At 54.3% G+C, this 21,696-nt stretch carries 20 protein-coding genes; 12 read left to right on the forward strand and 8 right to left on the reverse strand.

The features are described from left to right. Nucleotides 1-17: 17 nt before the first annotated feature. Complete coding sequence (locus M8Q36_RS16830) at nt 18-515, reverse strand: YciE/YciF ferroxidase family protein (protein ID WP_249881641.1); 498 nt, start codon at nt 513-515, stop codon at nt 18-20. A gap of 99 nt (nt 516-614) precedes the next feature. Further along, nucleotides 615-797 carry a con-10 family general stress protein gene (locus M8Q36_RS16835; RefSeq protein ID WP_016495712.1) on the reverse strand — a complete coding sequence of 61 codons (183 nt, stop codon included), beginning with the start codon at nt 795-797 and terminating at the stop codon, nt 615-617. A gap of 519 nt (nt 798-1,316) precedes the next feature. Between M8Q36_RS16835 and fdhF the strand changes: the two genes are divergently transcribed. The 5 genes from fdhF (at nt 1,317) to M8Q36_RS16860 (ending at nt 7,405) form a co-directional block, all read left to right on the forward strand. Then, nucleotides 1,317-4,289 carry a formate dehydrogenase subunit alpha gene (gene fdhF, locus M8Q36_RS16840; protein ID WP_249881642.1) on the forward strand — a complete coding sequence of 991 codons (2,973 nt, stop codon included), beginning with the start codon at nt 1,317-1,319 and terminating at the stop codon, nt 4,287-4,289. Beyond that, nucleotides 4,289-4,768 carry a helical membrane plugin domain-containing protein gene (locus M8Q36_RS16845; RefSeq protein WP_249881643.1) on the forward strand — a complete coding sequence of 160 codons (480 nt, stop codon included), beginning with the start codon at nt 4,289-4,291 and terminating at the stop codon, nt 4,766-4,768. Before fdhF ends, M8Q36_RS16845 begins: the two co-directional genes overlap by 1 nt. Continuing rightward, entirely contained in the window at nt 4,768-6,144 is a 1,377-nt protein-coding gene (locus tag M8Q36_RS16850) for a cytochrome ubiquinol oxidase subunit I (protein ID WP_249881644.1), read from the forward strand. The genes M8Q36_RS16845 and M8Q36_RS16850 overlap by 1 nt, the downstream gene beginning before the upstream one ends. Nucleotide 6,145: 1 nt before the next feature. Next, a complete protein-coding gene (locus tag M8Q36_RS16855; RefSeq protein WP_249881645.1) occupies nt 6,146-7,132 on the forward strand; it encodes a cytochrome d ubiquinol oxidase subunit II in 987 nt (328 codons plus the stop codon). A 111-nt stretch (nt 7,133-7,243) separates the two neighbouring features. After that, nucleotides 7,244-7,405 (forward strand): hypothetical protein, encoded by a 162-nt coding sequence (locus M8Q36_RS16860; protein ID WP_016495717.1) that lies wholly within the window; start codon nt 7,244-7,246, stop codon nt 7,403-7,405. A gap of 232 nt (nt 7,406-7,637) precedes the next feature. Here M8Q36_RS16860 and M8Q36_RS16865 read toward each other — a convergent pair whose 3' ends face one another. Beyond that, nucleotides 7,638-8,243, reverse strand: a complete 606-nt coding sequence (locus M8Q36_RS16865; RefSeq protein ID WP_249881646.1) for a TetR/AcrR family transcriptional regulator — start codon at nt 8,241-8,243, stop codon at nt 7,638-7,640. Nucleotides 8,244-8,351: 108 nt separating this feature from the next. Between M8Q36_RS16865 and M8Q36_RS16870 the strand changes: the two genes are divergently transcribed. Beyond that, a complete protein-coding gene (locus tag M8Q36_RS16870; RefSeq protein WP_249881647.1) occupies nt 8,352-8,753 on the forward strand; it encodes a RidA family protein in 402 nt (133 codons plus the stop codon). 43 nt (nt 8,754-8,796) lie between these two features. On the opposite strand, the gene katG is transcribed toward M8Q36_RS16870, so the two are convergent. Next, nucleotides 8,797-10,980 carry a catalase/peroxidase HPI gene (gene katG, locus M8Q36_RS16875; RefSeq protein WP_249881648.1) on the reverse strand — a complete coding sequence of 728 codons (2,184 nt, stop codon included), beginning with the start codon at nt 10,978-10,980 and terminating at the stop codon, nt 8,797-8,799. A 631-nt stretch (nt 10,981-11,611) separates the two neighbouring features. Between katG and M8Q36_RS16880 the strand changes: the two genes are divergently transcribed. Then, nucleotides 11,612-12,355, forward strand: a complete 744-nt coding sequence (locus M8Q36_RS16880; protein WP_249881649.1) for an OBAP family protein — start codon at nt 11,612-11,614, stop codon at nt 12,353-12,355. Nucleotides 12,356-12,376: 21 nt separating this feature from the next. Then, nucleotides 12,377-13,204, forward strand: coding sequence for an MBL fold metallo-hydrolase (locus M8Q36_RS16885; RefSeq protein WP_249881650.1), 828 nt, complete (start codon nt 12,377-12,379; stop codon nt 13,202-13,204). Nucleotides 13,205-13,239: 35 nt separating this feature from the next. Here the strand turns inward: M8Q36_RS16885 and M8Q36_RS16890 are convergent, their stop codons facing one another. Both M8Q36_RS16890 and M8Q36_RS16895 read right to left on the reverse strand, forming a co-directional pair. Then, entirely contained in the window at nt 13,240-14,115 is an 876-nt protein-coding gene (locus M8Q36_RS16890; protein WP_249881651.1) for a manganese catalase family protein, read from the reverse strand. A 27-nt stretch (nt 14,116-14,142) separates the two neighbouring features. Beyond that, nucleotides 14,143-14,649: a ferritin-like domain-containing protein gene (locus tag M8Q36_RS16895; RefSeq protein ID WP_249882792.1), complete on the reverse strand. Its 507-nt coding sequence runs from the start codon at nt 14,647-14,649 to the stop codon at nt 14,143-14,145. A gap of 717 nt (nt 14,650-15,366) precedes the next feature. Between M8Q36_RS16895 and M8Q36_RS16900 the strand changes: the two genes are divergently transcribed. From M8Q36_RS16900 to M8Q36_RS16915, 4 genes are read left to right on the forward strand one after another with little or no spacing between them, the layout of a single operon-like run. Beyond that, entirely contained in the window at nt 15,367-15,822 is a 456-nt protein-coding gene (locus M8Q36_RS16900; RefSeq protein ID WP_249881652.1) for a MarR family transcriptional regulator, read from the forward strand. Nucleotides 15,823-15,844: 22 nt separating this feature from the next. Further along, a complete protein-coding gene (locus M8Q36_RS16905) occupies nt 15,845-17,023 on the forward strand; it encodes an HlyD family secretion protein (RefSeq protein WP_249881653.1) in 1,179 nt (392 codons plus the stop codon). A gap of 10 nt (nt 17,024-17,033) precedes the next feature. Beyond that, the gene (locus M8Q36_RS16910) at nt 17,034-18,569 is read left to right on the forward strand and encodes a DHA2 family efflux MFS transporter permease subunit (RefSeq protein ID WP_249881654.1); all 1,536 of its coding nucleotides are present in this window, start codon (nt 17,034-17,036) and stop codon (nt 18,567-18,569) included. A 20-nt stretch (nt 18,570-18,589) separates the two neighbouring features. Continuing rightward, complete coding sequence (locus M8Q36_RS16915; protein WP_249881655.1) at nt 18,590-19,825, forward strand: MFS transporter; 1,236 nt, start codon at nt 18,590-18,592, stop codon at nt 19,823-19,825. Between the two features lie 64 nt (nt 19,826-19,889). Here the strand turns inward: M8Q36_RS16915 and M8Q36_RS16920 are convergent, their stop codons facing one another. Together M8Q36_RS16920 and M8Q36_RS16925 are read right to left on the reverse strand one after the other, a co-directional pair. Continuing rightward, a complete protein-coding gene (locus M8Q36_RS16920; protein WP_249881656.1) occupies nt 19,890-20,699 on the reverse strand; it encodes a hypothetical protein in 810 nt (269 codons plus the stop codon). A 156-nt stretch (nt 20,700-20,855) separates the two neighbouring features. After that, entirely contained in the window at nt 20,856-21,602 is a 747-nt protein-coding gene (locus M8Q36_RS16925; RefSeq protein ID WP_249881657.1) for a MerR family transcriptional regulator, read from the reverse strand. Nucleotides 21,603-21,696 lie beyond the last annotated feature (94 nt).

The raw sequence follows: 21,696 nt of genomic DNA on the forward strand, positions 1-21,696 counted from the left end.
AATTAACTCAATGACGTTTATTCTACTTCCGCTTTGGAATTAATTTTGCTGGTCGCAATTTTGGTAAGCAAATTGTCGGTGTTTTTTTCTTCTTCCAGCGTTTGCGCCAGAAGATTTTTCGCTTTTTTATAGCCTAATTGATCGGCAAGGGTACAAAGCGTACCGTAAGAGGCAATTTCATAATGTTCAACTTTTTGCGCAGCGGCAATTAACGCGGCGTCACGAATGGTGCCTTTTTCAGTGCTTTCAATCACCTCGTCGGCTTCTTCTACTAAACCTTCCATCGCATGACACTTCATGCGTTTTAACTTCAGGCCGCTTTCGGCTTCAAGTAGCTGATCGATGCGCTCTATCTGGCCTTGCGTCTCTTCCATGTGTTGTTTGAAGGCTTGCACCAGCTCGGTGGTAGAGGCTTCGCGTGCCAGTTTGGCTAACGCGCGGGCAAGTTGTTTTTCCGCACTGTAAATGTCCGACAAGCCGTGGATAAATAAATCGTTTAGCGTATTAATCTGCATAATTAAAGACCTTTAATTTCAGGTTAAAAATAGCGAGCCGTTGCCGACTCGCCAGTAATAAAATAAATATATTGATGCGGTAAAAAATTAAATCAGAAATTAATCCCCTGATTTACGGCCGCCGCTGTGGCTATTCTGGCCGCCTTTTTTACCTGCTTCGGAAGCGCGCTGTGGATCATTTTTGAAATTACCACCGCTGTGTTGACCGCCTTTGCGGCCCGCTTCGGACGCTTTTTCACGATCTTCGGCGAAATTACCTGAGCCGCCACGATGTTCAGCCATAATATTTCTCCTGTTTCGTTGTTAAATATATGAACATGAATATTCGAAACCATGTTCACTGCGTTCAGGGATTAAAGTTAGTCGCTGTAGTGAAATAGTCAAACGTGAAAATTCCTACGTTAAAAAATACTCCTTTAGGTGTAGCTGCTGGTTATTTAAACAAAGCGGCATTGAGGATGTATCTTTAAAATAAGTCACTTAGCAAAAAGTAGATAGAAAACGAATATTACCTATCGTTATTACCTACCTTTTTTCGTGTGATTTCTGGCATGAAAATGGCATTTATTGACATAAATTTACATTTGGCTTTGTTGAATCATCATTATCGCTTATGGTTTTAAGAGAAGTCTTAAACAGGGATGCAGAATGTATCTTGCCGTTTGGCTCGCAACCAACGCGACAACTACTTTTAAACTTCAATAACCGATACGTCACCCTGAACAGGAACGACTTTTTGCAAGTTTACTGAGCTGTCGAACCGGGGAGTGCGCGTACAGCGTTTTTTGGTGAGGAAGTAAGATGAGCCTGCAAAAATGTACCGTCCTGTACGACGGTAGGGCGCTGGTTGGCCCCGAAAATGTCCCGCTGATCGATTTTCTTGAAACCTGCAATATCACGCTGCCCCATGTTTGTTACCACCCGGCGCTCGATCCGTTACAGACCTGCGATGTGTGCTGGGTCGAACAAGAGGGGAAGCTGGTGCGCGGCTGTACGCTGCGAAGCCATGACGGGCTGGTGATTAATTCGCTGGATACTCAGGCGCGGGCGGCGCGCGAAGAGGGTATGGATCGTCTGCTGGCGAAACATGAACTTTATTGTACCGTGTGCGAACACAACACTGGCGACTGTACATTGCATAACACCATGGTGGATATGCACATTCCCATTCAGCGCTACCCGTATACGCGCAAGCCTTACGTTAAAGATCACTCCAACCCGTTTTACACCTACGATCCGGATCAATGCATATTGTGTGGTCGCTGCGTGGACGCCTGTCAGAATGTGGAAGTCAACGAAACGCTGAGCATTGATTACACCATGGAGCATCCGCGCGTGTTGTGGGATGGGGGAAATCAGATTGCCGGTTCAAGCTGCGTTAGCTGCGGGCATTGCGTGACGGTCTGCCCGTGCAACGCCCTGCTGGAAAAAAGCATGCAGCCGGATGCCGGCCCCTTCACCTCGATGCGCCAGTCGCTCAAACGTCCGCTGATCGATGTAATCAAAGTGCTGGAGAATTCCACCGGTGCCGAAATTATTTCCGGTATTTCGGTGATGGATACCGCGTTACGCCAGCAGGAGATCAAACGCACCAAAACCGTCTGCACCTATTGCGGCGTCGGATGCAGCTTTGAAATGTGGACCCGCGACCGCCAGCTTCTGAAAGTGCAGCCGGTGGTTGATGCGCCGGTGAATGGCATCTCCACCTGTGTTAAGGGCAAATTCGCGTGGGATTTCATTAACAGTCCGCAGCGCCTGACCACGCCGCTGATCCGCGAAAATGACCGTTTTCGCCCGGCAAGCTGGGAGGAAGCGTTAACCCTTGTCGCCAGCCGCTTATTACAGACCCGTGACCAGTACGGCCCGGACAGTATTGGTTTTATCGGCTCCAGCAAAGGCAGCAATGAGGAAGCGTATCTGACGCAAAAAATTGCCCGCGCGATTATTGGCACCAACAGCGTGGATAATTCATCGCGCTATTGCCAGAACCCGGCCACGGAAGGGCTGTTTCGCACGGTGGGTTATGGCGGCGATGCCGGGACGATTGACGACCTGCAACAGGCCGAACTGGTGATTATCGTCGGCAGCAACACGGCGGAAAACCATCCGGTGATCGCTTCACGCCTGAAAGCGGCAAAAAAACATCATGGGCAAAAATGGCTGGTGGTCGACCCAAGACGCCACGAAATGGCAGAACGCGCCGACCTGCATTTACGCATTCATCCCGGCAGCGATCTGGTTTGGGCATCGGCGATGGCGCGCTATATGTTTGACCATGGTTATGAAGATGCAGGCTTCCTCGCGGAACGTGTCAACCAGGTGGAAGCCTATCGCCAGTCGCTTACCCCCTTTACGCTGGATTACGCCGCGCAAATCACCGGCATACAGGAAGAGACCCTGCGCGAAGCGGCCGAGTTGATCGGCAAGGCGGGTAGCGTCTGCATTATGTGGGCGATGGGCATCACGCAGCACAGCCACGGCGCGGACACCAGCACCGCGTTATCCAACCTGCTACTGGTTACCGGCAACTATGGCCGACCAGGTACCGGTGGTTATCCGATGCGCGGGCATAACAATGTGCAGGGCGCCAGTGACTTCGGCTGCCTGAAAAACTTCTACCCTGGCTACGAATCGGTCAGCGATCCACAGATCCGCGAAAAATGGGCCAACGCCTGGGGCGTACCGGCTGAGCGCCTGTCGCTCAAGGTCGGCCAGGATAACTTTATGATGGTCGAACTGGCGCGCAAGGAGGTGATCCGCGCCATGTACGTCATTGGCGAGGAAACGGCCTTTTCCGATGCGGATGCGGAAAATGTCCATCAGGGCTTTACCAACCTCGATTTTCTGGTGGTGCAGGATCTGTTTCTTAGCCGCACGGCGCAGTTTGCTGATGTGGTGTTGCCTGGCTGTCCGAGCGTGGAAAAAGAGGGCTCATTTGTGAACACTGAGCGGCGAATTCAGCGCTTTTACCCGGTTATGGCGCCGCTCGGTGACAGCCGCCCGGACTGGTGGATCCTCACGCAACTGGCGGCTCGCATGGGCCATGACTGGGGCTATCAACATCCGCAGGAGATCATGGCAGAAGTGGCGGGCATTGCCGAAAGTTTTGCCGGTGTCAGCTATTCACGTCTTGAGGGCTGGAAATCGCAAATCTGGCCGGTCAACGCCGATGGCAGCAGCACGCCGCTGCTCAACACAGAACGCTTTAAATCCCCCGACGGGCGCGCCACGCTTTATCCGCTGAGCTGGCAACCGCCCGCGGAAGAGGCGGATGCCGAATATGATTTGTTGCTCAACAATGGCCGGATGCTGGAGCATTTCCAGTCCACCAACCAGAGCGGGCAGGGCGGGCGCACCACCAGTCTTTCACCGGACTGGTTTGTGGAAATCAGCCCGCAACTGGCGAGCGCGCGCAGCTTGCAGGAGGGGGACTGGGTAAAACTTATCTCCCGGCGCGGAGAAGTTGAGGTGCCGGTGGTGGTGACCGATCGCGTTCAGGGGAAGGTGCTGTTTATCTCCATTCATCAGGGTAAAGATGGCATTAACAAACTCACTGGCGAACACCACGATCCGTCGGTCAATACACCCGCTTATAAAGAGCTGGCCGTGCGCCTGGAAACGCTGGATCGCCCGCCGCTGCCCGACCCGCTACCGAAGCACAATTTCCGCCACGGTAAACGTACCCCGATTGACAAGGTGCCAGTGGAAGAGAAATGGCGGCGCGAAGATTACCGCGAACCGCCAGCAACCGAACCCCACCCGGAGAAATTCTGATGGCAAAAGCGATTGATTATCAGCCGGAACCGGCAAAGATTGGCCCCGATGCCCATGAAGAACTGGCGCGGTTGCTGGAGTCGCTGCATCAGCATGGCGTGCTGCGACTGGCAAATGATTTAGTAGGTGCTAATCAGGAGATCGCCCAGGTTTTAGTAAAGGGTTTACAGCGCGAAGGCACGCTCAATGCGATGCAGAATATCTCGGTGCTGCTGCTCGCGCTCTCCAGCATTCCACCGGAGAAAATGTACAAACTGGCCTTTGGCCTGCGCGATATGGCCGATGCGCTAAGCCAGCCTGCCGGAGCGGGTGAGCATACTGCTCCGGGTCTGCAAGGGGCGTGGAAGATGCTGCAGGACGAGGATCTGTGGCATGCCCTGCAACCCCTGCTTACCGGGATGAAAGCCTTCGCGCGGCGCATGGAGCAACCGGTTGATAAGCCGATCTCCGCGTGGACCGGGAAACCCAGCGACGCATAATGAACGAGGAAACCGCACTGTTGCTGGCGCGCGGCCAGTTTGCTTTTACCATCGGCTTTCACATTGTGCTGGCGGCTTTTTCCATTGGTCTGGCGCATTTTTTGATGTTCCTTGAGGCGATGTGGCTCTGGCGCAAGCAGCGGCTCTGGCTGTCACTGTGGCGCTACTGGAGCAAAATTTTTGCCCTTAACGTGGCGGTGGGCGTGGTCACCGGCGTGGTAATGGAGTTCGCCTTCGGGACGAACTGGAGCGGGCTGGCCAGCCGCGCGGGAGCCGTACTCGGCCCGATGATGTACATGGAGGTGCTGGTCGCGTTCTTTCTTGAAGCGGGGTTTATGGGCGTGGTGCTTTTCGGCATGGGCAAAGTCCGGCCGTGGGTGCATTTTATAGCGACCTGTATTGTGGCGCTTGGTTCGCTTTTCAGCGCGTTTTGGATCCTTGCGGCCAACTCATGGATGCAAACGCCGGATGGCTTCGCCGTGGCGGCCGATGGTCGCTTTGTGCCGGTCGACTGGTGGGCGGCAATTATCAACCCGTCATTTCCCTGGCGCATGGCACATATGGTGGTGGCGGCAATGTTGGGCACGGCGTGCCTGGTGGCGGCCTGCGGGGCGTGGCATCTGCTGCGCGAGGCGCGACATCCGGCGGCGCGCCAGATGTTCTCACTAGGCCTGTGGATGCTGGTGGTGATGGCACCGGTACAGATCGTGCTTGGCGATCTGCATGGCGAAAACACGCGCGACCATCAGCCGATAAAACTGGCGGCGATGGAAGGCGCGTGGGATCCACCGCCGCCGGGCGAAGGCGAGCCGCTGCGATTATTTGCGCTGCCGGACATGCAACAGCGCCGCAATTTATACGAAGTCGCCATTCCCGATATTGGTTCGCTCTACTTGCGGCACAATCTTGAAGGGCGCATTCATACGCTCAACCAGTACCCGGCGGAAGCGTTGCCGTGGGTGCCGGTGGTGTTCTGGTCGTTTCGCGTGATGGTCGGGCTTGGCATCGCCATGGCGGCTGCGGGCATCGCCGGGCTGGTGGTGCGCCTGCGGGGGCGTTTGTGGCGGGCACGCTGGTTACAACGCGTGATGGTGCTACTGGCACCCGCCGGATTTATCGCCATGCTCGCAGGCTGGCTGGTGACGGAAGCGGGGCGTCAGCCCTGGACCGTTTATGGCTTACTGCGCACCTCGCACAGTGTGGCGCCGGTTTCACCTGAACTGGTGCTTGGCTCGCTGCTGGTGACGGTGGTGGTTTATATCGCGCTCTTTGCGCTGGGGCTGTGGTTTTTGCTGAAGCTGATGTCGCGCTTACCGGCGAGGCATGAAAAGAGTGCCATGCCTGAGGTCGCCGAACGCACCGGGAAGGGGACGTGATATGCCGGATATTTTAGGATTGCCCTGGCTTGACGCGCTTTGTGCCGCGGCGCTGGCGCTCAGTTTGCTGATCTATGTTCTGCTTGATGGCACAGATTTGGGCACCGGTATTCTGTGCGCCTTTCAGCGCAGCCCGCAGTCGCGCCATGTTCTCAATCTCTCTTTACTGCCGGTCTGGGATGGCAACGAAACCTGGCTGGTGCTCACGGCGGGCGGCTTGCTGGGGCTTTTCCCGCTGGCGTACGGCATCATCCTCAGCGCGCTCTATATCCCGGTGTTTGTGATGTTGCTGGCGCTGGTGATGCGCGGCATGGCAATTGAGTACCGCCACTATGCGCCACGGCTGTTTGACCTGATGCTGGTGGCTGGTTCGCTACTGGCGGCGCTGGCGCAGGGGATCATTGTGGGCGCGCTGCTACAGGGGATTGCCACCGATGGGCGCCAGTTTACCGGCAGCGGTTTTGAGTGGCTGCGTCCTTTTCCACTCTATTGCGGCTTTGCGCTGGTCTGCGGATATAGCCTGATGGGAGCCGGGTGGATAGTCTGGCGCTGCACCGGCGAGCTGGAAACGTGGGGAAGGCGGGTGATGCCGTGGCTCGCTATCATCACCGGGTTACTGCTGGCGGGGTTGCTGGCGTGGACTACGCAACTATATGAAACCTGGCGTCAGCATCTGTTTAACCCGTGGCTGTGGTTACCGCTCTCGTTGGTGGCTGCACTGGCAGTTGCGTTGTTATGGCTGGGGCTGATATTGCGGCGGATATTTCTACCGCTGGCGGCGGTGCAGGTGATAGTCAGTTGTGCTTTTTGTGCGCTGGTGTTTACGCTTTTTCCATGGATAGTGCCGCCTGTTCTCAGCATTATGCAGACCGCCGCGCCACCGGCCACGCAGCGATTTCTGCTCGTGATGTTTGCGCTACTGGTGCCCGTAACGTTGCTTTATAACAGCTGGGTTTTTCGCATCTTCAGTGGAAAAATTGCAGGTTAGTTCGGCAAAACAGGCTATAAAGTAAAGGCGAGATTTACAGTAAGCAACAGCATGCGCGGAGACTTATCCATGGCTATAGCAAAAGCTTATAATTTAAAGCAGGCGTATCAAATGATTAGCTCAGGAAAGCACCAGGAAGTTGAGCTGGCATTTGATGTCGATGCGGATACGTTTTTTATGCTCTCGGCAAACTACGGCAACAGCGGGGCGAAGATTGCCCGTCACGATAACCATTTTGTGCTCAGGCTGGAGAAAGAAGCCGCTTCAGGTTGAACACACTCGGGTAACATGCTTCACCAGTGGCACAGGAGTGCAGGCGACGGGCGTATTATTGGCAACCGACGCTGTGTCATCTCCGCGTTATATTTATCCCTTTTAATAGCCGCGAGCCCTGCCACTGACTCTGTTTTCTCCGGCTTGCGGCTTCATTTGTTGTTACCCTGATTTCGCGGCGGCGCACTTTGCCGCCACGCTCAAACTCGTTATCTACCCATTATTCCCGGCATTACGCCGGGTTTTTTTTCTCTGCGCGCAGCCCATTCGCCAGCAAGCAAAATGCGTCAATCACTTTGGGTAACGTCTGTTGCGGGTTATCACTGGCGGCGACCCATAACGCGGCATTCAACGCCGCGCCGTTGAGCAAACGCGCGGCGGATTCCACATCCACCTCTTTCATCTCGCCGTTTGCCACCATGTCAGCCACGGCGATACGGGTGGCCTGCAGGCAGGCATTCTGGCTTGGCCAGCGCGAAGGATCGCCAAGAAACGCCGGTCCATCGAGCAACACAATACGCTGGATTTCCGCATCGAGCGCCATCTCGATATAGGCGACACCTTCAGCCAGCAGCGCATCCCAGGCATTATCGGTGGCGTGCGCGCGCATCTTCGCGCGCTGCGCCATTTCGCCATCAACCTGCGCCACCACGGCGGCAAGTAAGCCCTGTTTATCGCCAAAGTTGTGGTACAGCGCCCCGCGCGTTAAGCCCACGCTGGCGGTCAGTTCATCCATTGATGCCGCCGCAAAGCCTTTTTCGGCAAACGCCTTGCGTGCAGCGGCGATAAGTTTGGCGCGGTTCTCTTCCATGGTTTGCGCGCGACGTTTTACGGCCATATTGACTCCCTTTTAAATACCTCGCGTATGTGAATTGACATACGCAGTGTATGTGGATTAACTTCATATACGAAGTGTATCTCAAATCAACTAACAAAAGGTAACCCTATGCTCCCACGCGAACCCGTTTTTCCCGCTCATCGCCATGCGTTGTATGAACAGCATGGTTACTCCGCCGCGATACGTTCCGGCGATCTGCTGTTTGTTTCCGGTCAGGTTGGCAGCCGCGCCGATGGCAGCCCGGAGCCCGATTTCGCCGCCCAGGTGCGCCTCGCGTTCGATAATCTGCAGGCCACACTGGCGGCGGCGGGGTGTACTTTTGATGATCTGGTTGATGTCACCACCTTTCATACGGACCCGGAAAACCAGTTCGCCACCATCATGGAGGTTAAACAGGCGATTTTTCCGCAGCCGCCGTATCCCAACTGGACAGCCGTGGGTGTGAACTGGCTGGCGGGTTTTGATTTCGAAATTAAGGTGATTGCGCGCATTCCTGAACGCGCGGCATAAAAAAGCCTGCGACAGGTCGCAGGCTTGAGGATAAAGAGAGGGATTAGAGCAGATCGAAGCGATCGAGATTCATCACTTTTGTCCAGGCGGCAACAAAGTCGGTGACGAATTTCTGTTTACCGTCGGCGCTGGCGTAAACTTCGGCCAGCGCGCGCAGTACCGAGTTGGAGCCAAACACCAGGTCGGCGCGCGTGGCGGTGTATTTCACCTCACCGCTCTTGCGATCGCGGCCTTCAAACAGCTCTGATTTCTCGTCGGCGGCTTTCCATGCGGTGCGCATATCCAGCAGGTTAACGAAGAAATCGGTGCTCAGTACGCCCGGCTGGTCGGTAAAGACGCCGTGCTTACTGCCGTCATAGTTCGCACCCAGTACGCGCAGGCCGCCAACCAGCACGGTCATTTCCGGGGCGGTGAGTGTCAGTTGCTGCGCTTTATCAATCAGCAGCGTTTCGGTGCTGATACCATCCCACACGCGGCGATAGTTGCGGAAACCATCGGCCAGCGGCTCCATCAGTGCGAAAGAGTCCACATCAGTTTGATCCTGACGCGCATCGACACGCCCCGGCGTAAACGGCACATTAACCTGCACACCGGCTGCTGCCGCTGCTTTTTCAACGCCAACCACGCCCGCCAGCACAATCACATCTGCCAGCGAGGCTTTCGCCAGCGTTTTCTGAATACTTTGCAACGCGGGCAGGGCTTTCGCGGCGATGGCGTTCACTTCCCAGCCGTTTTGCGGTGCCAGCGCCAGACGCGCGCCGTTCGCGCCGCCGCGTTTATCGCCGCCACGGAAGGTGGAAGCAGACGCCCAGGCGACTGAAATCAGTTCGCTCACCGACAAGCCGGATTCGGCAATCGCCGCTTTCAAATTAGCGATATCAGCACCGTTCGGCTGATGAACCGCCGCAGGCAGCGGATCCTGCCAAATCAGATCTTCGTTTGGCACTTCCGGGCCGATGTAGCGTGATTTTGGCCCCATATCGCGGTGGGTCAGTTTGAACCAGGCGCGGGCAAAGGCTTCATTAAACGCCTGTGGATCGTTGAGGAAACGGCGCGAAATTTTTTCGAATTCCGGGTCGAAACGCAGCGTCAAATCGGTCACCAGCATGGTGGGTTTGCGCTTTTTCGCCGGGTCGAACGGATCAGGGATAATTTCCGGGGCATCTTTCGCTTCAAACTGGATAGCACCCGCCGGGCTGCGGGTTTGCACCCACTCATATTTGAACAGGTTTTCGAAAAAGTAGTTGCTCCACTGGGTCGGCGTTTGCGTCCATGCCACTTCCAGACCGGAAGTGATGGCATCAGCGCCAGCACCGCTACCGTAGCTGCTCATCCAGCCCAGACCCTGCGCTTCCAGCGGTGCGGCTTCCGGCTCTGGCCCGACATGGTTATCCGGCGTGGAGGCGCCGTGGGTTTTGCCCAGAGTATGACCACCGGCGATCAGCGCGACGGTCTCTTCATCGTTCATGCCCATATTGCCGAAGGTGGCACGAATGGCAGAGGCGGCAGAAACCGGCTCGCCGCTGGCGTTCGGGCCTTCCGGGTTAACGTAAATCAGCCCCATCTCGGTTGCGCCAATCGCGGCCTGCGCCAGGCTTTCCGGGTGACGGTGGCTTAACCACTCTTTTTCATTACCCCAGTCGACATCCATATCCGGTTCCCAGACATCTTCACGCCCGGCACCAAAACCGAAAGTGCGGAAGCCGGCATTTTCCAGCGCCACGTTGCCCGCCAGAATAATCAGATCGGCCCAGGAGATTTGTTGACCATATTTTTGTTTTACCGGCCACAGCAGACGACGCGCTTTATCAAGGCTGACGTTATCCGGCCACGAGTTGAGCGGCGCGAAGCGCTGCTGACCACGACCAGAACCGCCACGTCCATCAACGGTGCGATAGGTGCCCGCGCTGTGCCAGGCCATGCGAATAAACAAGCCGATATAGCTGCCCCAGTCTGCTGGCCACCACTCCTGGGAGTCGGTCAGCACACCGCGAATGTCAGCTTTCAGCGCGGAGTAATCGAGCTTTTTGAACTCTTCACGGTAGTTAAAATTTTCACCCAGCGGGTTAGAACGGTTGGAGTGTTGGTTTAGCAAATCTACGCGTAACTGGTTAGGCCACCAGTCGTGGTTACTGGTTACCGGGCCTGCACTTTTTTCGCTGCTTTTGTTATGAAAGGGGCATTTCTCGACGGATGACGAGAGGGATTGATCGTCTGACGTGCTCATATCGGGCTCCATTTGCTTGTGTTCTGTCGTTACGATATACACTGCTTCCTGATAAAGGTATTTGAATGAATCTACAGATTTGATAGCCAATACCTTTCTATAAAATGGTAAAAACTTGACGCAAATCGCTTAACTGCGCTACCCACTCATAAACCTTAGCAATTCCACCATTACCGTTACGGTTTTTTTCAGGGCGTAGCGCATTTTTTGTGACGGCGTAACCCTGGCACAGCAGGCGCTGCCTGTAACGGCATACAACAAAGGTGTGTATTTCTTGCGTTGAAATTAAACGCTGAGGTTTTATTGAAATATATCTATATCTTCGCCCGGAATAATTCGCCGAGGTTGAATCTGCGCAATGTTAATTTAATCGGCCGAAACGGAATGGCTAATAAACACGCTAAGTAGCGAATGCATTTCGCTGCGTTTGCTCAATAAGAAAGAGATTGCGGCAATGCATTTTTTGCCAGCGTGGGGAAGGGTTGTGGATAATCTTATGTACAGAACGACATTTTTTCTTTTTTACCGTTTCGCTAATAAGGATATGGCCAGACATAATCGCAATATAACTGGTCGAATACGCAGCATACGCTACCCTGATTATTCCACCTGACTTTAAGGAAAAAGATCCATGCGTCTGGCTTTACATCTTATTATTCCCCTGATGCTTGTTGGCTGTGGCGCCAATAATAGCGCACCGCAAACGGCGATACCTGGTGAGAAAACCTCCGGAAAAATGAAAACCCTCGAAACAGGCGCAGCGCTAATACAATCTCGCCCGCCGATTGAGGCAATAAGCGCCTACCTGGATGGCTTTCATTTTTATAACGGCGATCGGCAAGGGCAAATGGAAGCCCATCATTATGTCACCGTGTTAAATAATGATGTTATGCAGGCGGTGATTTACGACGGTAATACCACGAATGCGCGGCTGATGGGCGTGGAATACATCATCAGTGAGCGACTTTTCAAAACACTGCCGCCCGAGGAGAAAAAACTTTGGCATAGCCACCGTTATGAAGTGAAATCCGGCTCGCTTATTGCGCCGGGTTTACCGACTGTCGCGGAAAAAGCGCTGATGAGCAATATCGTGAATACCTACGGTAAGACCTGGCATACCTGGCACACGGAGCGTGACCAGACGCTGCCGCTGGGCGTGCCCGCGTTGATGATGGGATTTACGCAAGATGGGCAACTTAATCCGGCGCTGCTTGCTGACCGCGATCGCCGCTTTGATGTGAACACGTCTGCTATCAGGCAACAGCGCAAAGATCTGCCAGCGCACCCGGTGGCGCAGGGCGCGGATGCGTGGGAACAGGGGCAGGTGATTCAAATCAAGCCCGTTAATCTCTCTGAAGGTACGCATGCGCATTAATAACGCGCGCGGAGGGCAAACATGATTATTCATCATCTTAATTGCGGCTGTATGTGCCCACTCGGCGGCGCGCTGTATGACGGTTTCAGCAAAGGTGTGCATGCGCATCTGGCGTGTCACTGCCTGCTGCTGGAAACGCAAAACCACGGTCTGGTGCTGGTCGATACCGGCTTTGGCACCACTGATATGCGCCAGCCCCGGCGCAATATCCCGGCTTTTTTTCGCCTGATGAACAACATCCAGCACCGGGAAAGCTTAACGGCGCTGGCACAGGTTAAAGCGTTGGGGTTTCAGGCTGAAGATGTGCGGCATATTGTATTAACCCATCTGGATTTTGACCACGCCGGCGGCTTGACCGATTTTCCGCAGGCGCAAATCCATCTCTTACAGCGCGAAATCGACACTGCGCAGCAGCGGCACAACTGGCTGACACGCGAGCGCTATCGTCCCGGCCAGTGGCAGGGCGTTTCGGGCTGGCAGGGGTATACCGCCGAAGGGGAAAAATGGTACGGCTTTGATGCCGTGACGACCCTGCGTGGATTGCCGCCGGAGATTTTGCTCATTCCGCTCGCTGGTCACACGCTGGGTCATGCCGGTATTGCCATTCAGCATTCCGCTGGCTGGCTACTGCACGGCGGTGACGCCTGGTTTTACCGGGGTGAAATCGGGGGAACGGAGCGCCACTGCACGCCGGGGCTGCGCTTTTATCAATGGATGATGGCGATGGATAACGGTGCCAGAAGGGTTAACCAGCAACGTCTGCGCGAGCTGGCGTTAACGCATGGCGAGGAGATCCGGCTGTTTTGTAGCCACGATGCGCAGGAGTTGCGTGCGTTACAACGCCGATAAAAAAAGCATCTGCAAGGCAGATGCTTTCGGGATGCTTATTTCGGCTGGGGTTCACCGTTACCGAGGTCGGCGCCGGTGAGTGGATCTACAGTCGGATCGGATTTGGTGCGTTCGGCCATCGCTTTTACCAGCGCCAGTTGTTCCGGGCTGAGCGTCGTGGTGGCGGAGCCGTCACCGCCGTCGACCGCCGGTTGTGGATCGGCGACATAGTCAAAGTTCTCATCGCTGTTCCAGCTACCACGCGGATCGTCACCTTCCGACATGTTGTAGTAGACGTTGGTGTACTGTTCGATTGGCGGTAATTTTCCTGGCGGGAAATTATTGCGAATCGAGTAGAGCGCCTTTTCAAAAGAGAGCATATGCGCGGCTTCACGGGTCATCAGGAAACCTAACGCGTCTTTTACCCCCGGATCGTCGGTGACATTGATTAGGCGCTCGTAAATAATTTTCGCGCGCGCTTCGGCGGCGATATTCGAACGCAAATCGGCAGTCACTTCGCCAATCGTATCAATATAAGCGGCGGTCCACGGGACACCGGCGGAATTGGTCAGCGCGGGACCACCGCCGTAAAGCAGCGAGGTAATATGGCTGTCGTTACCGTTTTCGGTTAACGAGCGATACAGCTCCGCCTCACTTTCGGTGCCTTCTGCCAGCTCGCCTTTCGCGCCTTTATTGAGCATGCCTACCAGCGAACCGATAATTTCCAGATGGCTGAGCTCTTCTGTCGCGATGTCCATCAACATCTCTTTGCGACCGGCGTCTTCATCACCCAACCCCTGGGTGAAATAGCGGCATGCCGCCGCCAGTTCCCCTTGCGGGCCGCCAAACTGTTCGAGCAGCAGGTTGGCCAGCCCTGGGTTCGGTTCACTGACGCGCACGGTGTATTGCAGTTGTTTTACATGACGAAACATTGCTTGCCTCCTGAAAAGTCAAAATTATTATTTTTTAGCTTCCACGCCTTCCGCTGCGCTGCGCAGCAAAAATTGTTCTGTCACATCCGGAATATGATTGAGTGCCCATTCGGCCATTGCTTTTTCTTCCGCCAGGATCTGTTTGAAAATATCGATGCTGGCGCTGTCACCGGCTTTTTCAGCCGCAGCAATAAGCGAGGTATAACAGGCAATTTCAAATTGCTCGAAGACGTAGCTGCTGATTGCGCCTTTAACAATTTCATCCGGTGCAAACATGCCGCCAAATGATTGACCCATCGCCGCCATTTTGCTGGTGGCATCTTTCATTAATGAACGGTTAATATCATTACGATCCATCACCGTTTCCAGCAATTTTATTTGCCCTTGTGTTTCCGTTAAATGCTGCTCAATTCTTGCGCGTAAATCGGGGTAATTATCGATGCGGCCACTCATGGCATTAAGCATTGACTCAGCTTGTTTTTCCATTGCGTGTGCATCGCGTAACCAGTCGTGATAATTTTCTTGAGGCGTCATATCTAATCCTTTCATAGTTGAGTGGATAAGAAAAAGAGAGTACTGCCGCTGTGATCAGCAGTTATACGATTAATAAAAAATATCAGGGGAAATTGTGCGGCGTTTATTAACGCGAGGTAAATAAAATAGATAAATAATAATCCTGATATCCTTCCTGCATTATATTTTCATACTAACGTGTATCGCTTGATATTAAATTTAGACACTGACCTCATTTAGTCAAACCGAGGCGTAAACAGGTTCGATTGAATATATTTTCGGCACACCGCTTCGCTTGTTATTATTTTTATAAAAATAAATTTTCCTTAATATTAACAAGTTAACGGAATACACTTTCGATTTCATTAATAACATACGTCACTACCACTCATTTTTGGCAGGCATTGCTGACTTTTTAGTGGCTTTTTTTGACATTTCTTTACGTTCAGCAGGCGACTAATATCGGTAGAACCAGTGTGTTTAAGAACTATCTCAACGCGATAGGGTGCCCAAAAAGGGAAAGAGGCGAAAACAGGCCGTTAAACCCGCTATAGAACGCGCCATCAAAAGCGAACGTTGGGAGGTTTTTATCCCGCTGCGCTTGCGGCAAGGGAGAATGGGTAAGGCAGCTAAGCGCAGCAGTGAGAACTGACAAAATGTGCGCTTATCTTGACAATTCATTGACAGTTAACTGCCTGGTCAGTAATTTCATTTGTAATTACTGACCAGGCAAATATCATGACGAACGCTGCGGATATTCCCAACCCTAAACTTCATCTCGGTTTGTTGATTCATCTGGCAAACCAGTTCAAAGACCAGCTTATTAGCCAGTACTTTTCCGCTGCGGATATCACCGCAGCACAGTTCAAGGTATTGATAAGTATCTATAAAGGCTTTAATAGCCCGGTTGAAGTGAGCAAGAATTTGCTGATGGATGCCGGAGCGATGAGCCGGATGCTTGAACGCATGGTCAAGCGCGATCTGATTGTGCGCACCACCAACCCGGAAGATAAACGGCAGGTCATTCTCGAACTGACCGACAAAGGGCGAGTGATTTGTGATCGTTTTCAGAATGAGGCGCTGGCCTCGATTCTCAGTACGCTGACCAGTCGTCTGACCGCCGATGAGTCGCGACTGCTGGTAGAACTGCTGATAAAAATGTTGCCGGACGAGGCAACCCGCCCACATCGCTAAGCTGTCCTGAAAAGGTATCAAGATGCAAACTTCATCTGCACAACCCGAACGCGCGCCGAGCAAACGTAAGCGCAACTTCGCTATTTTGTTCATTGTTTTGCTGCTTATCGCCGCAGGCTGTCTGGCCTGGTATCTGTTATATGCCCGTTACTACGAAAGCACTGACGATGCGTACGTCAACGCCAATCTGGTGACCTTAACGCCACAAATCGGCGGGACGGTGACGCAGGTTTCCGTTGATGAAGGCGATTACGTCGAAAAAGGGCAGCCGTTGGTGTTGCTGGATCCGAGTGACACCGAAATCGCCCTGCAACAGGCAGAAGCGAATCTCGCCAGCACCGTGCGTCAGGTGCGCGGCTTATACAGCACGGTCGATAATTACCGTGCGCAGGTCGCGGCGAAACAAACCGCGCTGCAAACCACGCAGAACGACTATGCGCGTCGGCAAAAAATCGCCACCAGCGGCGCGATTTCCGTTGAGGATTTAGCGCACTACCGTGACGCGGTTGCCACGGCGAAAAGCGATCTCGCGGCGGCGCAACAGGCGTTAAGCACCAACCTGGCGATGACCGATGACACGGTTATCGATAGCCATCCGGAAATCAAAAGCGCGATTGCCACGTTGCGCCAGCGTTACCTCGATAACGCGCGCAGCACCATTGTTGCGCCGGTCAGCGGCTTTGTCGCGAAACGCGCGGTGCAACTGGGGATGCGCGTCGATTCTGGCACCACGCTGATGTCGATTGTGCCGCTGGATCAGGTCTGGGTGGATGCCAACTTTAAAGAGAGCCAGATGAATACCATGCGTCTGGGGCAGAAAGTGACGCTGACCGCCGATCTCTACGGTGACGATGTGGAGTACCACGGCACCATTGAGAGTCTGGGCATTGGCACCGGCAGTGCGTTTTCGCTGCTGCCGGCGCAAAACGCCAGCGGGAACTGGATCAAGATTATCCAGCGTTTGCCGGTGCGCATCACCCTTGATCCGCATGACATGCAGAAACATCCGCTGCGCGTGGGGCTGTCGATGTTTGCCCGCGTGGATATTCGTAACGCCGATGGCGATCTGCTGCCGCCCAAAACGGTTGCTGCGCCGCGCTTCACCACCGACGTTTACCAGAACGCACTGGACAACGCCGATCAGCTGGTGGCGAAAATTCTTCATGACAACAGCCAGGCGGTAGCGTCCAGCGCCCGCTAAGAGAGACGTTATGCAAGATAAGTCGGCGTTTACGCCACCCAGCCTGTTGCTGGCAACGATTGCGCTGTCGCTGGCAACCTTTATGCAGGTGCTGGATACCACCATCGCGAACGTTGCGTTGCCGACCATCGCCGGTAACCTTGGCGTCAGTTCGGATCAGGGAACCTGGGTGATTACCTCGTTCGCCGTGTGTAACGCCATTGCGCTGCCGCTGACCGGCTGGTTTACCCGTCGCTTTGGTCAGCTCAAGCTGTTTGTTGGTTCGGTGGCGCTGTTCACTCTGACGTCGTTTCTGTGCGGGTTCGCCCACAGCATGACCGAGCTGATTATCTTCCGCGCGCTGCAGGGCTTTTTTGCCGGGCCGATGTTCCCGATGTGCCAGACGCTATTGCTGGTGATTTTCCCGACCAGCAAACGCAGCATGGCGCTGGCGTTGCTGTCGATGGTGACCGTGGTTGCACCGATTGTCGGGCCGATTACCGGCGGCTGGATCACCGACAATTACTCGTGGCCGTGGATCTTCTATATCAACGTACCAATTGGGATTTTCGCCGCCATTGTGGTCTGGACGCAGATGCGCGAGCGCGAAGAGACTACCTCTCATTCGCCGATTGATTACATCGGCATTGCCCTGCTGGTACTCGGCGTGGGCTTGTTGCAGGTGGTGCTGGACAAGGGTAACGACATGGACTGGTTCAACGCCACGGAAATCATTGTCATGTCGGTGCTTTCCGCCATTGCGCTGGTGTCGTTTGTCATCTGGGAGCTGGGGGAGCAGCACCCGATTGTGAACCTGCGGCTGTTTAAAGATCGCAACTTCGCCATTGGCACCGCAACGCTGACGCTCGGTTACGCGGCCTTTTTCGCTATTAACATTATCCTGCCGCAGTGGCTGCAAACGCAGATGGGTTATACCGCCATCTGGGCCGGGCTTGCCGCCGCGCCGATGGGCTTTTTACCGCTGCTGTTAACACCGTTTATCGGTCGCTACGCCCATAAAGTGGATCTGCGCCTGCTGGCGTCGTTGTCATTTCTGACCATGGGCGCATCCTGCCTTATCCGCGCGCAGTTTAATACCAGTGTCGATTTTCGCACCGTGGCGGAAGTGCAGATGTTTATGGGGATCGGCGTGGCGTTTTTCTTTATGCCGATCACCACCATCGTGCTGTCGAATCTGCACGGTGCCGAAGTGGCGGAAGGCTCCGGGCTGGCAACCTTTTTCCGTGTATTGGGCGGCTCGTTTGCTTCGTCGCTCACCACCTGGATCTGGTCGCGGCGTGAGGTTTACCATCATGCCAACCTGACGGAAAGCGTCTCCGTGTATAACCCGGCGGCCACTGATTATCTGCATAAAATGGGCGGCGTGACGCAGCAACACCTGGCGGCGGTGGATAAAACCATTGAACAGCAGGCCTATATGCTGTCGACCATCGACTATTTCTGGCTGTTGGGCTGGGGATTTCTGGCGCTGGTGGTGGTGATTTGGTTTGCCCGCCCGCCGTTTGTGCGTTCCGGTGCGCCGGGCGCGCCGTCGGCAGGACACTAATAACAGAGATGGAATAACGTATGGCTCCGGTGTTACCAGGCAGTGATGGTCGTTTATTGCAGCATCGTTCGTTTGTCGCCTTCTGGCTGGCGCGAACCAGTTCCAGCTTCGGTTTTCAGATGTTATCTATCATCGTCGGCTGGCAAATTTATTCCCAGACACAGAGCGCGTTCTGGCTGGGGATGATTGGTCTGGTGCAGTTTATTCCCTCGGTGACGCTGGCGCTGCCTGCCGGGCATATCGCCGACCAGTTTGACCGCCGTCGCGTGGTGTTGCTGGCGCAAATCCTCGAGTGGCTGGCCATTGCCGCGCTGGCATGGTTAACGTGGCAGGGCGATGCCAGCGTGTGGGTGATTTTGTCGCTTATCTTCGTTATCTCTTGCGCCAAAACCATTGAGTCGCCATCGATGGTTTCGATGTTGCCGGCGCTGGTGCCGCTCTCCATTTTACCGCGCGCAACGGCGGCGAATGCGGTTTCCGGACAGGCGGCGCAGATTGTCGGCCCGGCACTTGGCGGTTTTCTCTACGCGGCGGGAGCCGATGTGGTGTACAGCGTTACCGCCGGGCTTTATCTGGTGTCACTGCTGCTGGTGATGACCCTGCGGTATGAACAGGCGCAGCCGCCGCGCACGCCGGCGACGTTATCCTCGCTGTTTGCCGGCGTTGGGTTTATCCGTAATCGCCCGGATGTGCTGGGGGTGATTTCGCTCGATCTGTTTGCCGTACTGCTCGGCGGCGCAACCGCGCTGCTGCCTATTTTCGCCCATGATGTGCTGCATACCGGGCCGCTTGGTCTGGGCTTGCTGCGCAGCGCGCCAGCGGTTGGCGCACTGCTGGTGGGTTTCTGGTTAAGCCACCGCGCATTGACGCGCAATGTCGGCATGATCATGTTTATGTGCGTGGCAGGGTTTGGCGTGGCGACGCTGGTGTTCGCCTTCTCAAGCTGGATGTGGCTGTCGCTGCTGGCGCTGTTCGCGCTCGGTGGTTTCGACATGGTGAGCATGGTGATCCGCGGTTCGCTGGTGCAACTCGATACGCCAGATGAGATGCGCGGGCGGGTTAACGCGGTTAACTCGATTTTTATCAACACCTCTAACCAGCTCGGCGAGTTTGAATCCGGCATGCTGGCGGCGTGGCTTGGCGCGGTGCCTGCGGCGGCGATTGGCGGTGTCGGCACGTTGATTGTGGTAGCCCTCTGGATGAAGTGGTTCCCCGGTTTGCGCCATCGCCAGCGGCTGGAAAGTGATATGGGGTAGGTTACTGCGAGCCCGGTTTATACCGGGCTCTGTTCAGGGAAAGGATAATTGCCTGGCAGGATGGTTAACCTTGTGCAGTGGCGGGGTCGCTCTCTTCGGCAGTGGTGGACGGAAGGTTCAGAAATGCCATGATCTTTGCGATTTCATCTTCAGTGAGTGGGTGCGTTGCGCGTGACAATGCCTCTATAAATTCTGCAGAACCATTGGAAATATAGATTTTCTCTGCCAGCGCACGCGCTGAGTTATATTCTTCAAAATCGAAAAATTTATGAATGGTATTCATAATTTTATCAGGGTCATTTAATTCTGCTAGGTTAGTGCTTATATTCCCGGAAATGACAGCCAGCCGCGCGGCAAGCGAAATAATTTCCTGGCGAACAGAGGAGGAGAGTTGTCGGGCATTGCTGAGTGATTTTTGGGCGTTATCAAGTTGAAATTGGGCTTTTGCAAGATCAACTTCGAGCGCCTGAGTTTTTCTCAATGTCTTTGCTCTGCCTGCGTTTACACGTTGCAGAATCCATTGCCATACGGCATTTGCGACGCGATCTGACCAGTTAACACCAATGCGTACAAACGAGGAAAAGAAATTAACAATAAAATCCAGTACCGGCATAGCTATTGACATGCCAAAACCCACCACCAGTGGCCAGTAAAAATAGTTGTGCGAGAAATGGTAAGTGCTGGTGATGTTTTTAAGGAGGATTTCTATTTTCTCATCCGACATGGCGATAAGTAATATGTGCTTCCAGTTAAACGCGACCAGTGAGCACAATAAATAGATATATAGCGGCCCTTTTAATCGGCTGGAAATAACATTACTGGCAAAATCCGTTATCTGTTCCTTCAAACCTGAATCTGATGCTTTTTCCGTCACAATGCTCCCCTTATTAATATTATTTTCTGTGCGAACTGGCGAAGCGATTATAACCAGAGCTGATGATCTCCGCGATCATCAGGAGTAGTGGGGAGACAAAACGGTTTTCAGCAAACCGTCAGCGATAGAGAAGCAAGACTGAATTGAATGCCAGTCTCAGATGCTTTCTGCCTTGCCGCTATGGTGAGCGATAGCAAACCCCTGTTCGCGCCAGTGGGCAAGCTGCTGCGCCTGGCCGCGCGTGAGCGGTTTGCCGGTCCAGACAAACAGATGCTGGCCGGGAAAAAATTCCGGGTGAGGGGAGTCGAGCGGTTCGGCGAGGACATCGATGCGCCAGCCCAGCTGTGACAAGCGCCATGCTTCGAGCCATAAATGGGTGCGATCGTCATTTCCCCAGGCGATCAGCAGCGCTGTTTTTGCTGCCTGTTCACGCGCGGTGGCAATGCCTGACGCGGCGAACTCCACTAATACGCCGTCCAGCAGGCTTAACACCACGCGCGCGGTATTTTTATCACGACTGAGCCGCTGGCGTACCGGCACCAGAATATCGTCGATAAGTACATCCGCCGCATGTGTCTGGCTCAACGCGTGAAGGGTGGCGCGCAGTCGGGAAGGATTCACTTGTCGCAACATGGACATCAACTCTTCCTGCAGTGACGCCCAGCTTGTTTCCCCGGCGAATTTGTTGTCGTCTAGCAAGGCCTTAACTTTGCTTACGGAAATGCCGTTATCGATCCAGCGCTTGATCTCCACAATGCGCTGAATATCCGACTCATCGAACTGACGATGACCACCTTCACTGCGCTGCGGTTTTAACAGCCCGTAGCGACGCTGCCATGCGCGTAGTGTGACCGGGTTTATCCCGCAGCGTTCGGCAACCTCGCCGATACTATAAAAAGCCATAGCTCCCTCGTACTCTTTAACGCCAGTGTGCTCTTTTCACAGACTAAGTTAACTTTGCAAAGTTGTACAAATCCTTTTTTGTACAACTTCGCTG

It is taken from the genome of Kosakonia sp. R1.Fl, from assembly GCF_023516815.1.
Lineage (GTDB): Bacteria > Pseudomonadota > Gammaproteobacteria > Enterobacterales > Enterobacteriaceae > Kosakonia.